The 20,396-nt window shown below is 47.2% G+C and carries 15 protein-coding genes and 1 pseudogene; 8 read left to right on the top strand and 8 right to left on the bottom strand.

Annotated features, from left to right (window positions below; translation table 11 throughout):
- Positions 1-267: 267 nt before the first annotated feature.
- Positions 268-2,823 (bottom strand): zinc metalloprotease HtpX, encoded by a 2,556-nt coding sequence (locus tag QUB14_RS06785; protein WP_333220435.1) that lies wholly within the window; start codon positions 2,821-2,823, stop codon positions 268-270.
- A gap of 297 nt (positions 2,824-3,120) precedes the next feature.
- On the opposite strand from QUB14_RS06785, the gene QUB14_RS06780 reads away from it, so the two are divergent.
- The 3 genes from QUB14_RS06780 to QUB14_RS06770 all read left to right on the top strand — a co-directional run bounded on the left by QUB14_RS06780 (position 3,121) and on the right by QUB14_RS06770 (position 7,038).
- On the top strand, positions 3,121-6,057 hold the full coding sequence (locus QUB14_RS06780; RefSeq protein ID WP_333220437.1) for a hypothetical protein: 2,937 nt from the start codon (positions 3,121-3,123) through the stop codon (positions 6,055-6,057).
- Between the two features lie 220 nt (positions 6,058-6,277).
- Positions 6,278-6,628 (top strand): hypothetical protein, encoded by a 351-nt coding sequence (locus tag QUB14_RS06775; RefSeq protein ID WP_333220439.1) that lies wholly within the window; start codon positions 6,278-6,280, stop codon positions 6,626-6,628.
- Positions 6,625-7,038: a PIN domain-containing protein gene (locus QUB14_RS06770; RefSeq protein WP_333220441.1), complete on the top strand. Its 414-nt coding sequence runs from the start codon at positions 6,625-6,627 to the stop codon at positions 7,036-7,038. Before QUB14_RS06775 ends, QUB14_RS06770 begins: the two co-directional genes overlap by 4 nt.
- 134 nt (positions 7,039-7,172) lie before the next feature.
- Here QUB14_RS06770 and QUB14_RS06765 read toward each other — a convergent pair whose 3' ends face one another.
- Both QUB14_RS06765 and prfC read right to left on the bottom strand, forming a co-directional pair.
- Positions 7,173-7,442: a hypothetical protein gene (locus QUB14_RS06765; protein ID WP_333220443.1), complete on the bottom strand. Its 270-nt coding sequence runs from the start codon at positions 7,440-7,442 to the stop codon at positions 7,173-7,175.
- Between the two features lie 552 nt (positions 7,443-7,994).
- Entirely contained in the window at positions 7,995-9,623 is a 1,629-nt protein-coding gene (gene prfC / locus QUB14_RS06760) for a peptide chain release factor 3 (RefSeq protein WP_333220445.1), read from the bottom strand.
- Positions 9,624-9,725: 102 nt separating this feature from the next.
- Between prfC and QUB14_RS06755 the strand changes: the two genes are divergently transcribed.
- Positions 9,726-10,070, top strand: coding sequence for a DUF4870 domain-containing protein (locus tag QUB14_RS06755; RefSeq protein WP_333220448.1), 345 nt, complete (start codon positions 9,726-9,728; stop codon positions 10,068-10,070).
- A gap of 456 nt (positions 10,071-10,526) precedes the next feature.
- Here the strand turns inward: QUB14_RS06755 and QUB14_RS06750 are convergent, their stop codons facing one another.
- The 5 genes and pseudogenes from QUB14_RS06750 to QUB14_RS06730 form a co-directional block, all read right to left on the bottom strand.
- A complete protein-coding gene (locus tag QUB14_RS06750) occupies positions 10,527-10,775 on the bottom strand; it encodes a hypothetical protein (RefSeq protein WP_333220449.1) in 249 nt (82 codons plus the stop codon).
- A gap of 295 nt (positions 10,776-11,070) precedes the next feature.
- A pseudogene (locus tag QUB14_RS28710) lies at positions 11,071-11,220 on the bottom strand (transposase); the annotation flags it as partial.
- A 398-nt stretch (positions 11,221-11,618) separates the two neighbouring features.
- Positions 11,619-11,900, bottom strand: coding sequence for a DUF2127 domain-containing protein (locus QUB14_RS06740; protein ID WP_333220467.1), 282 nt, complete (start codon positions 11,898-11,900; stop codon positions 11,619-11,621).
- Between the two features lie 3 nt (positions 11,901-11,903).
- Entirely contained in the window at positions 11,904-12,074 is a 171-nt protein-coding gene (locus QUB14_RS06735) for a hypothetical protein (protein ID WP_333297126.1), read from the bottom strand.
- Between the two features lie 135 nt (positions 12,075-12,209).
- Entirely contained in the window at positions 12,210-15,173 is a 2,964-nt protein-coding gene (locus QUB14_RS06730) for a CBS domain-containing protein (protein WP_333220453.1), read from the bottom strand.
- 316 nt (positions 15,174-15,489) lie between these two features.
- Between QUB14_RS06730 and psbZ the strand changes: the two genes are divergently transcribed.
- From psbZ to QUB14_RS06710, 4 genes are all read left to right on the top strand, one after another.
- The gene (gene psbZ / locus QUB14_RS06725; RefSeq protein ID WP_006633598.1) at positions 15,490-15,681 is read left to right on the top strand and encodes a photosystem II reaction center protein PsbZ; all 192 of its coding nucleotides are present in this window, start codon (positions 15,490-15,492) and stop codon (positions 15,679-15,681) included.
- A gap of 220 nt (positions 15,682-15,901) precedes the next feature.
- Entirely contained in the window at positions 15,902-16,495 is a 594-nt protein-coding gene (ribH, locus tag QUB14_RS06720; protein WP_333220455.1) for a 6,7-dimethyl-8-ribityllumazine synthase, read from the top strand.
- A 213-nt stretch (positions 16,496-16,708) separates the two neighbouring features.
- Complete coding sequence (rimO, locus tag QUB14_RS06715; protein WP_333220457.1) at positions 16,709-18,019, top strand: 30S ribosomal protein S12 methylthiotransferase RimO; 1,311 nt, start codon at positions 16,709-16,711, stop codon at positions 18,017-18,019.
- Positions 18,020-18,793: 774 nt separating this feature from the next.
- On the top strand, positions 18,794-20,281 hold the full coding sequence (locus QUB14_RS06710) for a DEAD/DEAH box helicase (protein WP_333220459.1): 1,488 nt from the start codon (positions 18,794-18,796) through the stop codon (positions 20,279-20,281).
- The last annotated feature ends 115 nt before the right edge of the window (positions 20,282-20,396 follow it).

Genomic DNA, 20,396 nt, shown 5'->3' with positions numbered 1-20,396 from the left:
AGATGTCAAGCCTGATTTTGTTAAGAAAGATGTGAGTAAGGCATAGCTTCTTAAGGGGGATGCGAGGGGGATCGAGACTCGGCTACAACCCTGATTTTGACAGGGCTTCAGGCTTAAGTTGACACTAATGGAGTGTAGGGTGCGCCACTAGCACCAAGAACATCGTTAGCGAAGGCCTCGTAGAGTATCGCCCCTCCGCTGTTTAACTCAAAACTAATCCTGGCTTCGCCCTGAGAGCGATTCACACCACAATCGGACAACTATTGCTCACCTTGGGCCTTGGATAATGATGTATGCGCCCCAAAAAGCAGCAGCAAAAGCCAAAATCGCAGACCAAATCGGATGTCCGCTGTCACTAACCCTCCCTCCTTGACTGCGGAGACTTTCAAGGTCGATCGCCACAGTAGCACCCCGGCGCAGCCAACCAGTCGCCACAACAGATGTTCCGATCAAATCGCTAGGGCGAGTAGTCTCTTTGAACAAAAATGGCCACAAAGAGCCAATGTAGCCAAACCTCGAAACATAGTGCAACCTCACCAACCCTGTCGCCGTTTGCAAAATCAAATCTTGTCCCAGCCAATTACTCATACCCGATCGACCCAAAAGTTGCCCTTCCAGCCGCACCGGTTCAGCATCCAGCGGCAAACTCTCGGGATTTGACAAAATTTCCGGCAAACTCGGCGAAGCGGTTTCTCGGGGTATAATATCCGGGAAGAAATAATTGATCCGCATCAAAGTACCGATGCTAAATCCGATCGGCAAACAGCCCCAAAGAATAGATCGATCGCCCCAAAGCCAATCCAACTGCCAAAAACTCGTCCTTGAAAAAATCCCGCCAATCAGCCAAAGCACCCCGACTATCGCCAAACTCATCGGAATCCCAAAAAACGGCGCACCCTGTAAAAATAGTTTTGAATCTTTAAATTCGAGTATTGACTTAAACAGAGATAATTTTCCTTTCCTGGGTTGTTCTGGCACTCCCGCGTCTACCAAATCTAACTCTGTCTCTAGCTTCCAGAATTGAGCATAAAGAGTCAACAGCTTCAAACGCTCTCCCAGCAAAGGATGCGCGCGGTTAACCGTCAACCAATTGCGCTCGCGATTGCTGACATCCCACAGCAAAATCTGTTCCAGCGGCGCGTGTAATGCAGCAGAACCAAGGCTTACAGCTTGTCCAACACCTACGGGTAACAATAGATCGAAACTTTCTAGGAAAAAGCTAGTTTGTTTTTGCTGTTCGATATTATCAGCAATGCCGATCGCAATTTTAGACAATGCCCGCGTCAAACCGTTAGGATTACCCGTAATTTCCGCAGCAGTGCGATCGCTAAAATACACTCTGCTGCGCGACAGCCACAACATCGGCCAGCGCAACAACTTATAAATCCCATAACTGGTAGCAGAAATTGCAGCGGCCACAAATTTGACAGCCGAACGCAAAAACTCGATCGTCATTAAATCACACAACCGCTCTTGCCAGTGCGCCACCTGCCAATAAATCAGGTAAGGAATCTGAATCACCAGCAGCGCCAGCGACATCGGCGCAAAATCCCAGTGAGAAATATGGCCCAACTCCCGCGCAAAAATAGTAGCAATTTCATCATCCGTCAATTGTTCCAACAGCCCCCGACTCACAACAATCCGAGCAAAACGGGGCAAACAGCCGTAACTGAAAGCTACAGGAACATTCAGCGGCAAGAGTTTCAACACCGGCACCGGCATATTTTGCTTCGTACAATAAGTTCGCAGTACCCGACTAGCTTCCTTGCTGTGCTTGGATAAAACCGACCCGCGCAGAGTTTCGATGCCGCCAAAAAGTTTCAGCAGCGCGTCTATCAGCCACGGAGACGAGGCCAAAAGCAATCCAAACACCATCTGAACAAACGGAGTTGGATCGCGGTAAAAAAGCTGAATCGGCGCGAAAATAGGCAGTCTAGTGAATATGTAAAGCTGAACCAACAGAGAATTAGTGTTTGTCAGCAGGAATTGCAGGATAAACCGGGCTAGGAAAAATAGGGCGATCGCACTTGCAACGACTTGCACCCGAAAATCCAGCAACTTCAGCGGTTTGAGCGGGCGCGGGCTTTTCGCGGCGCGCCCTGCTTGCCGCCAAGTGAGTTGGTAAGTATCTGGGCTGGCGACTCCGGGGATATCTGTTGGGGAACCGGAACTATTTTCGCCGCTAATTTCTGCGGTATCCGGTGCTGTTTCTGTCGTGTTTTCTGGTTCAGAAGTCTGGCCTGTGGGGGGTGGAGGTGGTGGGGAAATCGGTTGCGCTTTGGCGTTTCCAGGCTCTACAGCAGGCTCTAAAGGTAAAAATCCTGTTTTTTTATCTGCAGTCGGTCGATCGCCCCCAATCGATTTTTTCGGCGATTTAGTGCCTGCATCAAAGGCGACAAAGCCTGTTTCGGGGGGAGTTTCTGCGGATTTTGGTTTATTTTCCGGTGGTTTTGGGGGGCGAGGGGGGGTTAATTCTGTTAAAGCGCGATCGGCCCAAGTTTTGACTTGAGAGTTGGGACTTTTGGCGAGGGAAGAGCACAGGGCGATCGCCTTTTTCAGATTACCGGTTGCTTTGTACGCAGCCACCAACCCCATCTGCGCGCGGATTCCCGACGGCCCATTGGCGGCGGTTTGGGTAACGGATTCTAAAAGGGCGATCGCGGTGGGGTAATCCTGCTGTTTCAAAGCTGCTAGCCCAGCCTCTAGAGACTGTTTTGCAGATGAATCCGCCGGATTTGGATTAGTGGGAGGTGCCATGACTGTGCTTTCGCTAGCGTCCTTTCTAAGATAGCTTGGGTGGTCGATCGATAGCTGTTCTAACACAGCTCTATTTCTCTGTCACCATTTGTTGCAGTTTCTTCGGCGGTTGAAACCGCTTAATAGTCAAACTTTCGGCCACTCCCAGCGGACGATCGTTGCGATCGGGCACAAGTTTAAACCCCTGCCTCAAAGCTAAAGTCTTCGCTATGAAGACTGAAGATTTATGCTAAATCCGGGTTAAATACTTCCTCGATCTCTTAGTCTCTTAGAGAGAAACTAAAGTTTGTGGAGACGAGATTTCAATCACCGAGCCCATCTAATTTTTGCTTATAATTAAATTAACACCTCACCCCTACATTTATGCCAATTGACGACGAAGATTTTGAAAGCGAATCAATCGGGGACGATCGCAAACTGCAACTTTTCACCGACAGATACGAATTTACCCGCCGATTTGCCTTTTATTTAAACGAAGACCCCGCGCGCCAACAAATTTTGTATTTTTACGGAGATGGAGGCAACGGCAAGTCTTTGCTGCTACAACACTTGCAGTTTCACTGCTGCAAAAGATTTTCGCCGCCGGTGTGGAAACAATTGCACCACATCCCAGAATCACAAGCCGCCCAAGTTGCTGATTTTGTCCGCTATGCTGAACCTAAAACCTACACTCCCATACCTGCAGTCAGACACGATTTCGGATTGATACCGATTAAAGAAGATAAACCGCAAGATAGATTTTACGGCTTGCTGATGCTGCGTCGAAATTTGGCAGCAGAAACTAAGAAATATAAATTTAAATTTCCCAATTATGACTTTGCTTGCTTTTGGTATTTGCTGAACAAAGGCGAATCACAGGCAACTCTCAACCAACTTTTCCCCGATGATGTGGCGGAATTGGTGGTACCTATAGTTGAAACTTTTGCAGATTTCCCGGTGGTGGCGCAAGCTGTAGCGGTACTCAAAGGGATAGATAAATTCGGCGGAATTAAGCGGGCGATGAAATTAATTCAAAATCGCCTCGGTGTCAGCGATCAAAAGGCGGAGGAAATTCGCCGTCTAGATATTGATACTGAGTTAACCGACTGTTTGCCGAAATTGTTTGCTGGGGATTTGAATGCGGCAATGGCTGGCAAAAATAAACCCGATCGCCTGGTGATGCTGTTCGATACTCACGAGAAAATGTGGGATGAAAAACGCAATTCTCAAGGCGCAACTTTTTGGTATCAAGATGAGTGGTTTCGGCGGTTGTTGAGGGCCTTGGATTACAAATTGGGGATTGTAGTTGTTGTGGCGGGGCGAGAGTGTCCGGTGACGCAATTGCGGTGGCCGAATGCGTCAAGGTTTCCGATTCCCGCAGATTATATAGATGCACAATTGGTGTGGCATTTATCGCCGGATGATGCGAGGGATTACTTGCACAAAGTGAAGATTGACAAGGCAGATTTGGCAGATGCTGTAATTAAATATGCCAGCCTCAATCCCGACGATCCTTGGGATAATTTGCAGGTACATCCGTTTTATTTGGGTTTGTGCGCGGATGCGGTGCTGGCAGAAAGAAGGCGGGGAATTGAGTTGATGTCGTCGGATTTTGCGCGGATTCCGAAGTTGGAAAACAAGACTGCGGAATTAACAGATCGGTTGCTGAGTTATGTCGATCGCGAAGTGCGATCGGCCGTGCATTCGCTGAGTGCTGGTCGCGCTTTTGATGAGGATTTGTACGTAAAATTGGGGTCTGGTTGCCACTTCCTTGCAAGCAGTGCAAATTTTGAGATGTTGACGGGTTTTTCCTTTGTGTGGAAATCGCAGAAGCGGGGGGATAACTGGTATCGGATTCACGATTTATTGCGGCGTTTGGATGCCGAGCGGGACGATCCGAAAACTCGCAAAGCTCATGAAATTTTAGAGCGGCATTACCGAGAAGTGGGGAATGTGGCGGAGGCAATTTTTCATGCTAATCGCTTGGATTGGCAGCGGGGTGTAGAAGAATGGAAAGAGGTGTTTGATGAAGCTTTGAGAAAGAGTCGTTATAAGGAGTGCGAGGCCCTGCTGGAAGTTAGAGATGAGTTGTGGATTAAAAGTGATTATTGGCTTGGTAGAGTTTCGCGATCGGAGGGAAATTACTATGCTTGGTTGGCTCGATATGTAGAAGCAAGACAGGAATATTTAGAGGCAGTTGCAGCCTTGAATTCTGCTTTACTTATTGCACCGGATGATATCAATGCTCTCAACAACAAAGGGAATGCGCTGCAAAGTCTGGGTGATTTGCAAGCAAAACTAAGTGAATTTGAGGCTGCAAAACAGTCTTACTTTGATGCGATCGCTGCCTTGAATTCTGCTTTACTCATTGTACCAGATGATATCGACGTTTTCAAGAACAAAGGGATTGCGCTGAAATGTTTGGGTAATTTACAGGCAAAGCTAAGTGAATTTGAGGCTGCAAAACAGTCTTACTCAGAGGCAATCGCAGCCTATAATTCTGCTTTACTTATTGCACCAGATTATATCAATGCTCTCAACAACAAAGGGAATGCGCTGCGAGGTCTGGGTGATTTGCAAGCACGGCTAAGTGAATTTGAGGCTGCAAAACAGTCTTACTTTGATGCGATCGCTGCCTTGAATTATGCTTTAATTATTGCACCGGATGCTATCTGTGTTCTCAACAACAAAGGGAATGCGCTGCGAGGTCTCGGTGAATTACAATCACAGCTAAGTGAATTTGAGGCGGCAAAACAGTCTTACTTTGAGGCGATCGCTGCCTGTAATTCTTCTTCACTTATTGCACCGGATGATATCTGTGCTCTCAACAACAAAGGGAAGGCGCTGTTAAGTCTGGGTGAATTGCAAGCACAGCTAAGTGAATTTGAGGCCGCAAAACAGTCTTACTTTGAGGCGAGGGCTGCCTTGAATTCTGTTTTTCTTATTGCACCGGATGATATCGGTGTTCTCAACAACAAAGGGAATGCGCTGCGAGGTCTGGGTGAATTGCAAGCACAGCTAAGTGAATTTGAGGCGGCAAAACAGTCTTACTTTGAGGCGAGGGCTGCCTATAATTCTGTGTTACTTATTGCACCGGATGATATCGCTGCTCTCACCAACAAAGGGAATGCGCTGCGATGTCTGGGTGATTTGCAAGAAAAATTATCTGAGCAGCAGGAAGCACTCAAGAATGGGCAAGAGGCTCTGGAAATGTTTAATCGATCTTTAGCCATTGCTCCTAACAACGATCGGGTTCGCAGTAGCCGCGACGCGCTGCAACAACTTCTCGATAATTTGGGTGAGGATAGTCTCAGCATTTAGCTCGATCGAAATGAGTAAAGACGCGACATTAAGGAGGAGGATGTGTGGAGTTAACTTACACCGAAAGTTCACAGGATTTACGCACTCCGACAAAGAAACCGGGTTTTTAGCCGAATCTGCGAATCACAACCAAGAATTATCGAAAAAACTCGGTTTCTGGCCACCCGCGCGTAAACCCTAAGTTTGCTAAAATAGACCCAGAAAATATCAAAATATAAATATGAACGAATCCCAAATACCCCAAATTCCTTGGCTGCCATTAAGCCGAGAAGCGCACAAACTATCAGTTACCGACAGATTAGCTTTAGTCAACGCGATTGTTGAGTCCATCAGACAAGAACTCAGATCCCGCCAACCTCTGCTGGATGATTTTGTGGAACCCGTGACTGGGCTAGCAAAAACTGATACACTACCCGCAACAGATGACGAAGTTGAAATTAGATTGCGGTCCGATCGCAAAGGTGCGGCAAAGCGACTCAGAGGGCTAGCAAAAACCGATACGCCACCTCCAACAGATGCCGAAGTTGCACTCATGTTAGAAGAGCGTTTGGTGGAGAAATACCTAAAATGAAGGTATTAATAGACACCAACATTATCCTCGATACTTTGCTAGAACGAGAACCGTTTGTAGAAGATGCTGATGCTTTATTTGAGGCGATCGAAAATGAGCAAATTGAGGGATATGTAACGGCAACAACTTTAACAAATATTTTCTACATTGTCAGAAGGCAAACTCGCAGCCTCGATCGCGCTAGGCAAGCTATTGCTGAAACACTAGCCTTAATGAAAGTATCTGCCGTCGATCGCCACGTTTTGGAAATAGCATTTGCATCTAATTTAACCGATTTTGAAGATGCCGTGCAGTTAGCTTGTGCGCTGTCAGATAACTTGGAGGCGATCGTCACCCGCGATGCAGGAGATTTCGCTGGTGCCACCTTACCAATTCTATCACCTAAAGAGTTATTAAAACGTTTGGAATAAGATTAATAGGACTTACGCACTCCGACAAAGAAACCGGGTTTTTTACCGAATGTGTGGATCACAACCAAGTATTCTTGTAAAAACCCGGTTTCTGGGCCCCATGCGTAAGCCCTAAAAAAACTTAACCTTGCAGCTTACCGCCCAGATTTTCTCGGCGATGTACCATCAGCTCGCTTCCGACGGATCAGCACGCTCATCACCTGCTTCGGATTTGCCGCACGCTGTACGGGACTCCAATCGCCCACTTCTGCAAATCCCAGCCGGTACAAAGTGAGTATGGTTTCCCGGACACCTTTGGGCGAACCGACAACCGTTAACAGCACCACTTCCTGTTCGCATACTGCTGCTGAGTCGTCATTTGGGCGATCAGAAAAGTTGTCGTCAGGCACGAATTCCTGTGACATAATATGTTCTCCTGGTTTTGGGTTTTCTAGAAAAACCCAAAAACCCAGCCGCCCCGCATTTCAAGACATAGCAGGGCGGCTACAGAGGATGTTAAAATGCTCCGTTAGCCTCCAGACTGCTGATACCAGTTTGGCGGTTATGCTGTCCATTGCTGTTACCAGCAGCTTTGGGCAGTGCAACTAGATTTTTGGGCGACGCGGGCTGCCTCCTCTACAAGCAAGCAACCTCTCACTTCAAAGCGTAGCCGCAGAGGGGGGCCGCCGTCAATCGATTTTGGATTTTAGATTTTGGATTTTGGATTGAAGATGGGGATTGGGAGGTTTTGGGCGATCTGGCTGAAGATTTATATTTGACGAACCTTACTCGATTAAGCACGCGGGATTCAGCACGCGGCAGTGTCGTTTCTCTACAAATCCTACAATAAATATCATTTGTAGGGACACAACACTGTTGTGTCCTTTGGCTGTGGTAATCCGGGTTTTTTGTTAATAAAAATCCCGCTTTTTGGGAGGAAACGACAATGCCGTTTCCCTACAAACCAATTATCCCCCTCACTCCTCGCTAACAGCCAAACCAGAAACCACAGGGGCGATCGCATTTAACTTCAACACAGGATGCTCCCCTTCCACCTGTCGGCAATTCCACTCATTTCTAAACAGCAAAACCGGCCTTCCCCAAGTATCTTTCACCGTCACCGTATTAAACAGCCGCCCAACTTTTTCCAGCGCATCCCAACCGCCGTCAACCCAACGAGCTACACTGTAAGGCAACATATCGATCGTCGTTTCCACATTATATTCCGACTGCATTCTGAACTGCACAACTTCAAATTGCAACTGTCCGACAGCCGCCAAAATTGGCTCGCGTTTCGACTCATCAACCGAGTACATAATTTGCACTGCGCCTTCTTCCTGCAACTCCGAAACGCCTTTCCGGAACTGCTTAAACTTAGAAGGATTGGGATTTCTCAAAAAAGCAAAAAGTTCGGGAGAAAAACAGGGAATCCCTTCATATTCAAGTTTTTGGCCGGTGTAAATAGTATCGCCGATCGCAAATACCCCCGGATTGTTCAAACCGATCACATCTCCCGGATACGCAACCTCGATCGACTCGCGATCCTGAGCAAATAACTTTTGAGGTCTTGACAAACGCACCGTTTTACCACTGCGAGCGTGAGTCACGTTCATGTCCTTTTCAAACTTGCCCGTACAAACCCGAATAAAGGCAACGCGATCGCGGTGTCTTGGGTCCATATTGGCTTGCAATTTAAACACAAAGCCGGTAAATTCTTCATAAGTTGGCGGCAAGTCTCCGGCGCTGCTCTTGCGGGCGATCGGTTTCATAGCGTAATCTAAAAACGCATCTAAAAACAGTTCTACCCCAAAATTGCTCATGGCACTGCCAAAGAAAACAGGCGTCATTTTTCCAGCCCGAACGGAGTCTAAATCGAGTTCAGTTCCTAACTCATCCAGCAGTTCTAACTCTTCTTTGAGCTGATAGTAAAGGTCTTGTTCCAACAAATCTTCAATGCGCGGATCGCCCAATTCGATGACGGTATCAACAGCAGCGCGAGAACCGTGTTTAGTCCGCTCGAATAAGTGAATTTTGCGCCCTCTGCGATCGAAAACACCTTTAAAGCGATCGCCCGTACCTATCGGCCAATTTACCGGATAAGTCTGCAACCCCAGTTCTTTCTCAATTTCGTCCAACAAATCCAAAGGTTCTCTGCTAGGGCGATCGAGCTTATTAAAGAAAGTAAAAATAGGCAAACTTCGCAGCTTACAAACTTCAAATAACTTCCGAGTTTGCGGTTCCAAACCCTTAGCAGCATCCTCAAGCATCACTGCATTGTCAGCCGCCGCCAGAGTGCGATAAGTATCTTCGCTAAAATCTTGGTGTCCCGGAGTATCGAGCAGATTAATGTGATAATTTTGATACTCAAACTGCAAAACAGTAGAAGTAATAGAAATTCCCCGCTGCTGTTCCATCGCCATCCAGTCAGAGGTAGCGTGTCGCTGAGCCCGCCGCGCTTTCACAGAACCTGCTTCGTGAATTGCACCTCCGTACAGCAGCAGCTTTTCTGTCAAAGTAGTTTTACCCGCGTCGGGGTGCGAGATAATAGCAAAGTTGCGCCGGCGCTCAACAGCAGTTAGCAGTTCAGTTTCGAGTTCAGTGGTCATCACAAATTAGGTAGGGGAATCATCACCCGATCGCCATTATAGCCTGTGCTACAGTTGCTATTAAAGGTAAAATTATCACTAAAGTCAAGGAACAAAAATAATATGTACGACTCGGACAAGCGAAAGCTGCTATCACTGGTGTGCCACGGGGCGATTTTTTTCAGCACGTTACTGTTCTCGATCGGAGCGCCGATCGCTGTATTGTTAGTATCAGATGACCCCGTTGTCAAAGAAAATGCCACAGAAGCGATCAATTTTCACCTTAATGTATGGTTTTACAGCCTCGTGATTGGGGTGTTAACAGTCATTACTCTCGGTCTTGCTGGCTTTATTTTAGTGCCAATAGGGTATCTGGTGCATTGGGGACTGACAATAATGGCTATTCTCCACATTTTGCAAAATCCCAACCAACCTTACCGCTACCCTTTTATTTTCCGAATAGTTTAGACAGCAAATCGCGCTTCACCATTGATTTCAACAACCCGATTTCTTTAAGAAGAAATCGGGTTTTTAATTGTTTTATAACTCACATTCGTTACCCCCTACTGGCAAATACACTGCTTAAGTGACAAAGAGGGTAATGATCGCAGGGCAATAGTTAGGGTGGGCACTGATGGGCGAGCGTCAGCAGGCTGATTCGGTTCGTTCTTGTAGCGATATAGTGACCCACGGCTTCAAGTATGGAATACAGTAACTCCACCTCAATTAATAGCACCTGTGAGGCGATTCAACAAGTTCGTCGTTGGTGACTTTTAGCACCCGCCTCTGTTTAACCTGTCTACAAAAAAAAACCCGATCAGTCCTTAACTGATAGAGTCTGTATCATCAAGTTTTAGGTGTTTGCTATCGGTAAAATTTCCTCTAGCTCAAAAATAATAAATAAGTGTAAGTACCTAACCTAGGTTAGTGCGAACCAATATCAATAACCCAAATAGTCGTCCCCTCCATTTTCCAAAAAACTCGTTCTCTCATACTGGTATACGAACCTTTAACACCTTTACCTCTTTCCTCATAAGCATGAGTGCAGAGACTGCGATGTGCAGGATTTTCCAATAAACCTAAAGTTTTCCTGTACTTTTTCCGTTCCACCTCGGAAAGGCGTTTGAATTTTTTGTCAAACTTAGCGGTTCTTCGGACTTTAAATTTCTGCATAATATTTCCTTTAAGTAGAGTTAAAAACTCTGAACTAGAGGAAATATCCCGATGCAAAACACCAACCGTTCTACTAAGTTGTGCACATCAGCGGAGGACTGCGTTCTCTTAAATCACCCAAAATCATAAAAGGTAGAATTTCTGTGAGCCTTTGATGAGTTACTACATTTTGTAGTATAAAAAATTTTTGAATAAGTGACCTCATCCTAAAGGCATAGGCTCTATCCTACTCTCGGCAGTTCCCACCCTCACAACCGCTGGCAGCCAGCCAGACCGCCTAGGGCGTGTTTTCAAACTATAACCACAACAGAATGCAGGCGATCGTAATCATGGCTGTATAATTCGTAGCCAGCTTCTCATCTCGGGTAGCGATCCGACGAAATTGCTTGAGTCGGTTGATAGCACGTTCAACAATGTTACGTTGACGGTAGATTTCACGACTAAAAGAACTAGGAGCAAATATTGGCTTGTTTATTCTGCCTCGCTTCACGAAAGCGCTGCCTTCGCCATTAGTGGCAATTGTAGTGATGACCGTGGCTGCGATCGTTTTATTGAAATTGTCCACCAATTCTATCTCCACCAGGAGTCTTAAAACTTAATACAATATTTTTCCAATAAAAATCCCGCTCTTGTGGAACGGGAAAGCCATCAGGGTGCATCTATATATATGTCAGTATAACTCATAGGGGGTATAACCCCTCGTAGCTTTATCGAATCTTTACAATCACAAAATTTTTGTAAAGATTGAGGTTTTTATTTGACTGATCAGCCGTTTTATGAAATTAAAATGGAAAATGCTGACATTTATAAAATCAAGTGAGTTTCCTGTGAATAATCAAAACTTTAAGCTCCTTTACCATGCTTCGGCCAGTGGTGGAGCAAATACCATAAGATGGCTACATTTGTGATAAATACCGCTACTTTAAGTACCGTGACCCCCTGAACTAATTCATATATTTCAGGGGGTATACTGATGCTTACCAGCACTAAAACTAAGATTGTTGCCCAGTCTTTTTCGGACCACAAACCAACGGCTTCAACAGCCGTTAAAGTTGCATAAAGTGCTGCGGTAAGTCCGCCAAAAAATAATTTGTGAGGGTTTAGAATTAGAAGTTTTTCTAAGATAAATTAAATAATTTTTAGTTTAGTTTCTAACAAATAAAATTGCGATTTTTTTTCTAAGACTTGATGATTTTTTAATGCAAAAAGCAAAGCAATCGAAGTTACTGCCAAGAGGGAAGCCACAAATGTTTTGTAAAGGACAATTGCGATTAAAGCAGGAGCGTGATGTTTCTTCACCTTAATTCTCGAAATATCAATAATGTGCGATCGCCTGGTTAGGCTGTTTAGGATTGAAAACTTAAATTTTAGTAGAGTACGTCAGCAATTAGCTAATCTATTATATCAACAATAACCCGCTGCTGACGCACTTTACTAAGTTTGAGGATAACGTTGTGCTAAGAAAGAGATAGCAGCAGCCCGATCGCCCAAATCGCCATCCAACTTCGCCGCCAACAAATCATCCAACATTCGTTTAAACCCAGGCCCCGGCTTATAACCCAAAGCCTTCAAATCGTTGCCATTTAAAGGCGGCTCAACATTCGCCCACCTGGTGAGATATTCCCAGATTTGGCGGCGTGCACTTCGCGGACTTTGTAGGGCGATCGCAATTAACACCGGCAACTCATAATTTCTCAACAGCAGCACCAATTGACTCGGCAACTCGCACTTAGGCAAATTCTCTGCTAACTCGTTCTTTCCTGCTTCCAAAACTTCCAACCGCTTAATGCTGTCAGCAGGTAACTGAAGATTTGCAGCCACCTTGCCGCGATATTCCGGTGCTAAATAAGCTATCAAAACTTCCAGCCGCATCTGCCAATCGGGAATATTGATAATGGGGAATGGGGAATTGGGCATCGGGAATTGGGCATCGGGAATTGGGAATTGGGAATTGGGGATAGTTTGTTCCTTCTTCCCTCTTCCTTCTTCCTTTTCCCCTCTTCCCTTCTCCTTCTTCCTTCTATCCTTTACATCCGTTAAATCCGTTACAGAATCCGTTGCCGAACTTCCTTCTTCCTTCTTCCTTCTTCCTTCTTCCTTCTTCCTTCTTCTTCCATTCAAACACCGATCGAGCAAACGCAGTTGCCGCCACAACTCCCGATCCAACTCCAAAGTAGGATGAATGCAGCGCAAAGCCTCCAAATCTCCCAGCATTTGCAAAGCAACTTTCCAGTAAGGAGCTTGCAAAATGTATTTCAATTCGCTTTTCAGCCGAGTTTCCAAAGCCGGGGCTCGACCGTTTTCCCCCTGAATTCGGTAATAAATCCCGCTAGCCAAAGCGTTGCGGATGTATCCTTCCGTCTGGGGCTCAATTTCAAACCCTAACCGCACCGCAAACCGCACAGCGCGATAAATTCGCGTGGGATCTTCGATAAAACTGTTGGCGTGCAAAACTCGAATTTGCTTCGATTCCAAGTCCAGCAAACCGCAAAAAAAGTCTAACAATTCGCCGCTGCGAGGAGCACCCAACCGCACAGCCAGCGCATTAATTGTAAAATCCCTGCGGTACAAATCTTGGCGAATTGAACTCGCTTCAACTTCAGGATTTGCAGCCGGATAAGGGTAAAATTCAGTGCGAGCCGTAGCGATATCCACCCACAGCGAGCCGAAAGCAGAGTCTTTGGGCCACAAAAGCGCGGCGGTTTGAAATTGACCGTGAACGTCCAAACGCGAGTCTGGGTAAAGTTTTTGCAGTGATGCAGCTAACTCGACACCAGCACCGGAATCGTCGGAACCGCACTTTCCATCCACAACCAAATCAATATCTGTGAGCGCCAGTGTATCATCCGTGGCTAAGAGTAAATCCCGGACTGCTCCACCCACAATATAAAGTTGCCAGCCGCGATTTTGGGCAATATTGGCGGCGATCGACAATAATTGCCATAATTCGGGACTGATGCGCGTTCGCAACAACTGCTCAACCGATTCGGGCACGGCACAATAAGAGAATTCTGCATTACTTCCCCTGTCTCGCGCTTTTTGCTGGTGCAATTCCCGCAACACATCAGTGCGAGTCACAATTCCTACAAGTTGACCGTTTTCCAATACTGGCAAGCGCCCGATATCGTATGTCACCATTAAAGATTCAATTTCCGGCAGCAAGGTATCTGGGGCGATCGTTTTTAACTGCGGACTCATGTAACCCTTGACGGGAGCGTGACTGAAACCGTGGTGCAGCGCAATGTCAATGTCGCGGCGCGAGATAATGCCGGCGAGTCGATCGCCCGCATCGACCACAGAAAGCCCCGAATGTCCGTAACGTAGGAGGATACGGTGAGCTTCTCCTACCGATGTTTCCGGGCGAATACTCCGCACCGGAGACGACATTAACTCGCGCGCTGTCGGAGGGTGGGGAATTTGAGTTTTGAGTTCGTCAGCTAACTGATTTAAAGTCAGCAGGGGGTCAACATCGCGGGTGGCGAGGGAAGCGGCGCGGGCGTGGCCTCCGCCGCCGAAGGGTTTGAACAATTCGCTGAGGTTTGTTCCTTCGATGCGCGATCGACCGATAATAGTTAATCGATTGGAAACTGGCGATTCGGGAGCTATGTTGCGGTTGTTTTCGTTTTCGCCAAAGTTATAAACATTGCCTAACAGCAGAGCATCAGTTTCAGTTAAATCGAGCAAGCGAGAAGCCAGGGAAGAAAGCCCCGGAACATAAGCTTCAGTAGATAGCAGCACCCAGGCTATGCTGTAACCGTGCAAAGTTTCCGATCGCAAATTATTCAGCGCTTCTCTCAGCAAATCTTGCAATTGAGGAGACAAACCGGGTTCTACATATTCAGCTATTACCCCCAAACTCGCTCCCTGTTCCATCAACCACGCCAAAGCTATTGCATCTCGCGCAGTTGCGCCCTCGAAGGTGAGGGAACCTGTATCGACGTGGATGCCGAGGGCCATTACTGTTGCTTCCGAAGGCAGAAGGCGGAATGGTGTGTCGCTCTTTTCTGCTTGATTTTTGAGCTTTTCGACAATTAATGTCGTGCTGGCTCCGACTGCTTCGATCTGCGTAACAGTAGCGGGGATGTCTAAATCGGCCTGTAGGTGATGGTCAAAAACCGCTATTTCGTTGAGGTGTGGCAAATCCAGCCATTCGGCGGCTTTTCCCAAACGATCGCGCCCGGAGGCATCAACTATACTAATCGATCGAATTTGTTGCGGATTGACCGATCGGCGTTCAATCAGTGGGTACTCGTCGCGGTGTAGCGCCAAAAAATCCCGCACTGTCGGATGACACCCGCCCGTCAATACGATCCTGCTACCGGGGCGCAGCACGCAAAGTCCCACCGCCGCCCCCAAGGCGTCAAAATCTGCTGTTGTGTGGCACAAAACTAAGTCCATAGCCGAAAATCCCGCATCTCTAACTCAAACAGTAGCAATTTCTCGCCCTCTGAAACCGGATGTGTCGATCGGGCTTTAACTTAACCTTTCCAGTTTTCTGTCGTGTAGCGAACAATGATAAAATTGATCGAAATCTCAAGAGCCGCTGACGCCTGTTCGCGCAACGCCCGAATTTGCACGGGTTCTTTCGTATCAATCAACCGACAATCTCTCGATCGACTATCGGGAAACTGTCAAAAACTAGAATTTGGAAGATTTTTTTCGGTTCTGGGAAACTATTTCGGATCAACGCACGGTTATATCGAAAGGAGAAAAGATGTTATCAATTCTGTTTCAAGTGGTTTTACTGGGTCTGGTACTGCTGTCTTTTGTGATGGTCGTTGGCGTGCCAGTTGCTTATGCCTCTCCCCAAAACTGGAATCAGTCTAAATCCCTGATTTATGTCGGATCGGCTCTCTGGTTTTTGCTGGTTATTGCAGTGGGTGTATTGAACTTTTTAGTCGTTTAATTTCACCCAAGTTTATCGAATAAAGAAGGTAAAAGATAGAAGGATGAAGGCATTCACCAGCGATTGAAAGGCATTCGGCAGAAGCTAGGAATTTTTCAGACCGCGCGATCCTGTATGTTTTTGCACTTGAGATTCAGATGAGATGCTACTGCTTTCTGACTTTTGCCTTCTCACAAACAAAAATCTAAAATCTAAAACCTAAAATCTAAACTAGAACACTATGACTGTTTTCGAGGGAACTTTTACTCACACCGAATCTTTGCGGTTTGCTATTGTCATCGGTCGTTTTAACGATTTGGTGGTTAACAAACTTTTGGAGGGATGTCAAGATTGTTTGAAACGCCACGGAGTTGATGTTAATCCTCATGGCTCTCAGGTGGACTTTTTTTGGGTTCCGGGAAGTTTTGAGATTCCTTTGGTGGCGCGCCAAGCTGCTCTTTCTCACCGCTACGATGCGGTAATTTGTCTGGGTGCGGTAATTCGGGGCCAAACTCCTCATTTCGATTTTGTGGCTGGTGAGGTTGCTAAGGGAATTGCTGCTGCTGCTTTTCAGACAGGGGTCCCGGTGATTTTTGGGGTGGTGACGACTGACACGATGCAGCAAGCTTTGGAAAGGGCTGGAATTAAAAGCAATTTGGGCTGGAATTATGCGATGAGTGCTTTGGAAATGGGCACTTTGATGCGCCAAGTTAAGGGTTTGGGAACACAGTCTTACGATCGTCGATTAACTACTGGGTCTGCTGCTCAAGTGCTTTCGGGTGAAGCAAATCTGGCGATCGCCCCGGATGTATCGTCGGATCAAATCCCCTCGTAAGTTGGGCGAGCAGTATTTTTTAGCTAAAAAACATCAAGATTTGCATCGGGAAAAATCTTAAAACTCTTGTGGGGTGGTGATTATGCCCGCCCCCAAGGTAAAAGTTCCACTGGTCGCAGCCGATCGACAAATTAGACCAATATCTTGCCAATTGGCAATGAGTGTGATATCATAAAATGTTCTTAGAAATAGCGCAACACTAACTATTACTGCATGGCAACGAAGCCAACGATCGCATTTACTCACCTCGGCTGCGAAAAAAATCGCATCGATACCGAACACATGATTGGCTTGCTGGCTCAAGCGGGCTATCAAGTCGATTCTAATGAAGAATTAGCCGATTATGTTGTAGTCAATACTTGTAGTTTTATCCAAGCTGCGCGAGAAGAGTCGGTCCGCACCTTGGTAGAATTGGCAGAAGCTAATAAAAAAGTAGTCATCACCGGCTGCATGGCACAGCATTTTCAGCAGGAATTGCTGGAGGAATTGCCCGAAGCAGTTGCAATTGTCGGCACTGGCGACTATCACAAAATAGTCAATGTCATGCAGCAGGTGGAAAAGGGTGATCGAGTTTCCCTCGTCTCCTCAGAACCTACTTACATCGCTGACGAAACTACTCCCCGCTACCGCACAACATCGGAAGGTGTCGCGTATCTGCGAATAGCAGAAGGCTGCGACTACCGCTGTGCATTTTGCATTATCCCGCACTTGCGCGGAAATCAACGATCGCGGACGATCGAATCTATCGTCGCTGAAGCTAAGCAATTGGCATCGGAAGGGGTAAAGGAAATTATCTTAATTTCTCAAATTACCACCAACTACGGCAAAGATATTTATGGCGAACCGAAACTAGCCGAACTGCTTCGGGCTTTGGGTGAAGTAGATGTACCTTGGATTCGGATGCACTACGCCTATCCTACAGGCTTGACTCCGCAAGTTGTCGCAGCCATCCGCGAAACGCCCAACGTTTTGCCGTATTTGGATTTACCCCTGCAACACTCGCACCCGGAAATTCTGCGGGCGATGAATCGACCTTTTCAAGCCGGGATCAATGATGCTATAGTCGATCGGCTCAAAGCAGCACTTCCCGGCGCTGTGATGCGAACAACTTTTATTGTCGGCTTCCCCGGCGAAACCGACGAACACGCAGCACACTTGCTGGAATTTGTCAAGCGCCATGAATTCGATCACGTAGGAGTTTTTGTATTTTCGCCAGAAGAAGGAACCCCAGCCTTCAGCTTGCCCCAGCAAATACCTGCAGAAATAATGGAAATGCGGCGCAATTCGGTAATGGCGGCACAACAACCTATATCATTGAAGAAGAATCAAGAGTCTGTCGGTCAGGTAGTTGATGTCCTGATAGAACAAGAACAACCAGAGACAGGCGAGTTGATTGGTAGATCCGCTCGGTTTTCCCCAGAAGTAGATGGACTCGTCTATGTCACAGGAGAAGCGCGGCTGGGTTCAATCGTATCTGTGAAAATTACTGGTGCAGATGTCTACGACCTCTACGGTCAAGTGTAAGTATTGCTGGAACTGTTGTCTGAGACGGTGCGGCGAACAAAAACCGGACACGAGCCAAAAATGATTAGCGGATTGTGGAACAAAAGTAACGGTTAGTACACAATTGTGCAAAGATATGTAGCAAAGGGGTTCTAAACTTTTTTAGCCCCTATCTGGCAATCGACCCTCCCCGTCGGGGTGCGGTAATCTCTACAGAACATCGGAAAATTTTAACGAATTTAATGTTTTGTTTCTGAATGTAAAGAGTTATGATGATAACAAGCCAGAAATAAGCGGGGATAATTTGAGATTGCTTCGCCGTCCGCCCTACACCACAACGGTATCCCGAAAGAGTGTTGAGATGGATAGGCGGTAACGGTCGCCCCATCCCCTGCTCAATCCCGCAGGCGACGGATTGCGGGATAGCGCCTGAACCAAACAACCTGTTACTACTATGTAGTGAAGTGGGGCTGGTCATGATCCTCACTATAAAATGCCTGAGAGGGAAAGCTTGCAAGTACCTCAAAGGAAGTCCAATGTCCTGTTTTAAGAATGTTGGAAGCCTATAACCCGACCCCTGGCGGTTGGAATCGGCGATGTCACAAAATCAAAGACGGCTGTCGAATTGGTAAATTTAGTCACCATCGACGGAGCTGCCCTATACTCGATTGCTATTTAAGAAGGTGCGCGCAGGCGCAGCACCATAAAGAACTCTTATGAGTTCCTGCCCTAGAGCAGAAATCCGCATCCGAGTTGGGCAACTTAGAAGGCTAAGACTCGTTATTAGGAGCATTAATGAATTTATTGTTTGAAGGCTTAGGTCTTTCGGAAGAACTCGTTCTCCATCTGGAAACACTAGGCTTTACAGAACCTACTCCCATCCAAGTACAAGCAATTCCGCACTTGCTAGCAGGTCGCGACGTTGTGGGCCAAGCCCAAACAGGGACAGGCAAAACGGCAGCATTCTCGTTGCCCATCTTGGAGCGGATTGATTTAGATGTAACTGCGGTGCAAGCACTGGTGCTGACGCCGACTCGCGAATTGGCGATGCAAGTAACTGAAGCCATCCGTGATTTGAGCGGCATCAGCAGCGACGGCCCTGTAAAAGTGGGTCGCTCTCTGCAAGTTCTGACAGTGTACGGCGGTCAATCGATCGATCGTCAAATGCAGCGTTTGAAGCGCGGCGTGCACGTCGTCGTCGGTACACCCGGACGCATATTGGATATGCTCAGCCGTGGCAGCCTGAAACTAGACAAGGTAAAGTGGCTGGTTTTGGATGAAGCTGACGAAATGCTGAGCATGGGCTTTATCCAAGATGTGGAAAAAATCTTGGATGCTGCACCAAAAGAACGTCAAACGGCATTTTTCTCGGCGACGATGGAAGCTTCCATTCGGAAATTGGTGGCGCGGCATTTGCGTAACCCAGTCAACGTCACCGTAGAACAGCCAAAAGCAACGCCGAAGCGCATCAGCCAAGGCGTGTACATGATTCCCCGTGGCTGGTCGAAGGCAAGAGCCCTACAGCCAATTTTAGAAATGGAAGACCCGGAATCTGCACTGATTTTTGTGCGGACTCGGCAGTCGGCGGCAGAACTCACCAGCCAACTGCAAGCAGCCGGTCACAGCGTTGATGAGTATCACGGTAATTTGAATCAGGCACAGCGGGAACGCTTGCTGCATCGGTTCCGCCAATGTCAGGTGCGCTGGGTAGTGGCGACTGATATTGCGGCGCGGGGTTTGGACGTGGATCACTTGACTCACGTGATTAACTACGATTTGCCCGACAGTGTGGAAAGCTATGTTCACCGGATCGGACGCACGGGCCGGGCTGGTCGCGAAGGAACGGCGATTACGCTGATTCAACCGGTCGATCGCCGCAAACTGCGGTTGATTGAACGCCACGTTCGATCGAGCTTGACGGTGCGAAACATTCCGACACGGGCGCAAATTGAAGCTCGTCAGTTGGAAAAGATGCAGGGTAAAGTTCGCGAAGCTTTGGCTGGCGAACGGATGGCATCTTTCTTGCCTCTGGTATCTCAGTTATCCGAGGAGTACGACTCCCACGCGATCGCCGCTGCTGCTTTGCAAATGGCTTTCGATCAAAGCCGTCCTGCTTGGATGGGCGCGGATTACGCTCAACAAGAAGATCCCCCGATTGGTGGAGAAAACAGCGTCAAGCCAATCTTGATCAAAAAGCGGGCTAAGACTGGTGCACCGAGTAATTCTGTACCAGCGCCGACTTTTTCTGGAGCACCGAGTGCTCCTGTTCCCCAGAACAGCTAATTGGTAGGGTGCACAATGTGCACCTGATTTAGAACTTTTGTAGAGATGCGATCGATCGCATCTCTACTTTTTTTTATGGGTAATATCAAATCCGTTGAGATCGGAATTATTCATC

Origin of the sequence: Microcoleus sp. B3-D2 (genome assembly GCF_036705345.1) — a bacterium.
In the GTDB taxonomy this organism is placed as follows: domain Bacteria; phylum Cyanobacteriota; class Cyanobacteriia; order Cyanobacteriales; family Microcoleaceae; genus Microcoleus.
The sequence above is the reverse complement of the archived record's forward strand: the minus strand, read 5'-3'. Positions and strand labels throughout refer to the sequence as shown.

Excerpts from the sequence above, each read along its gene's own strand:
- QUB14_RS06710 (WP_333220459.1), top strand. The coding sequence starts at position 18,794 with ATGAATTTATTGTTTGAAGGCTTAGGTCTTTCGGAAGAACTCGTTCTC.
- ribH (WP_333220455.1), top strand. The coding sequence starts at position 15,902 with ATGACTGTTTTCGAGGGAACTTTTACTCACACCGAATCTTTGCGGTTT.
- QUB14_RS06765 (WP_333220443.1), bottom strand. The coding sequence starts at position 7,442 with ATGTCACAGGAATTCGTGCCTGACGACAACTTTTCTGATCGCCCAAAT.
- QUB14_RS06730 (WP_333220453.1), bottom strand. The coding sequence starts at position 15,173 with ATGGACTTAGTTTTGTGCCACACAACAGCAGATTTTGACGCCTTGGGG.
- QUB14_RS06750 (WP_333220449.1), bottom strand. The coding sequence starts at position 10,775 with ATGCAGAAATTTAAAGTCCGAAGAACCGCTAAGTTTGACAAAAAATTC.
- QUB14_RS06770 (WP_333220441.1), top strand. The coding sequence starts at position 6,625 with ATGAAGGTATTAATAGACACCAACATTATCCTCGATACTTTGCTAGAA.
- rimO (WP_333220457.1), top strand. The coding sequence starts at position 16,709 with ATGGCAACGAAGCCAACGATCGCATTTACTCACCTCGGCTGCGAAAAA.
- prfC (WP_333220445.1), bottom strand. The coding sequence starts at position 9,623 with ATGACCACTGAACTCGAAACTGAACTGCTAACTGCTGTTGAGCGCCGG.
- QUB14_RS06755 (WP_333220448.1), top strand. The coding sequence starts at position 9,726 with ATGTACGACTCGGACAAGCGAAAGCTGCTATCACTGGTGTGCCACGGG.
- QUB14_RS06775 (WP_333220439.1), top strand. The coding sequence starts at position 6,278 with ATGAACGAATCCCAAATACCCCAAATTCCTTGGCTGCCATTAAGCCGA.
- QUB14_RS06780 (WP_333220437.1), top strand. The coding sequence starts at position 3,121 with ATGCCAATTGACGACGAAGATTTTGAAAGCGAATCAATCGGGGACGAT.
- psbZ (WP_006633598.1), top strand. The coding sequence starts at position 15,490 with ATGTTATCAATTCTGTTTCAAGTGGTTTTACTGGGTCTGGTACTGCTG.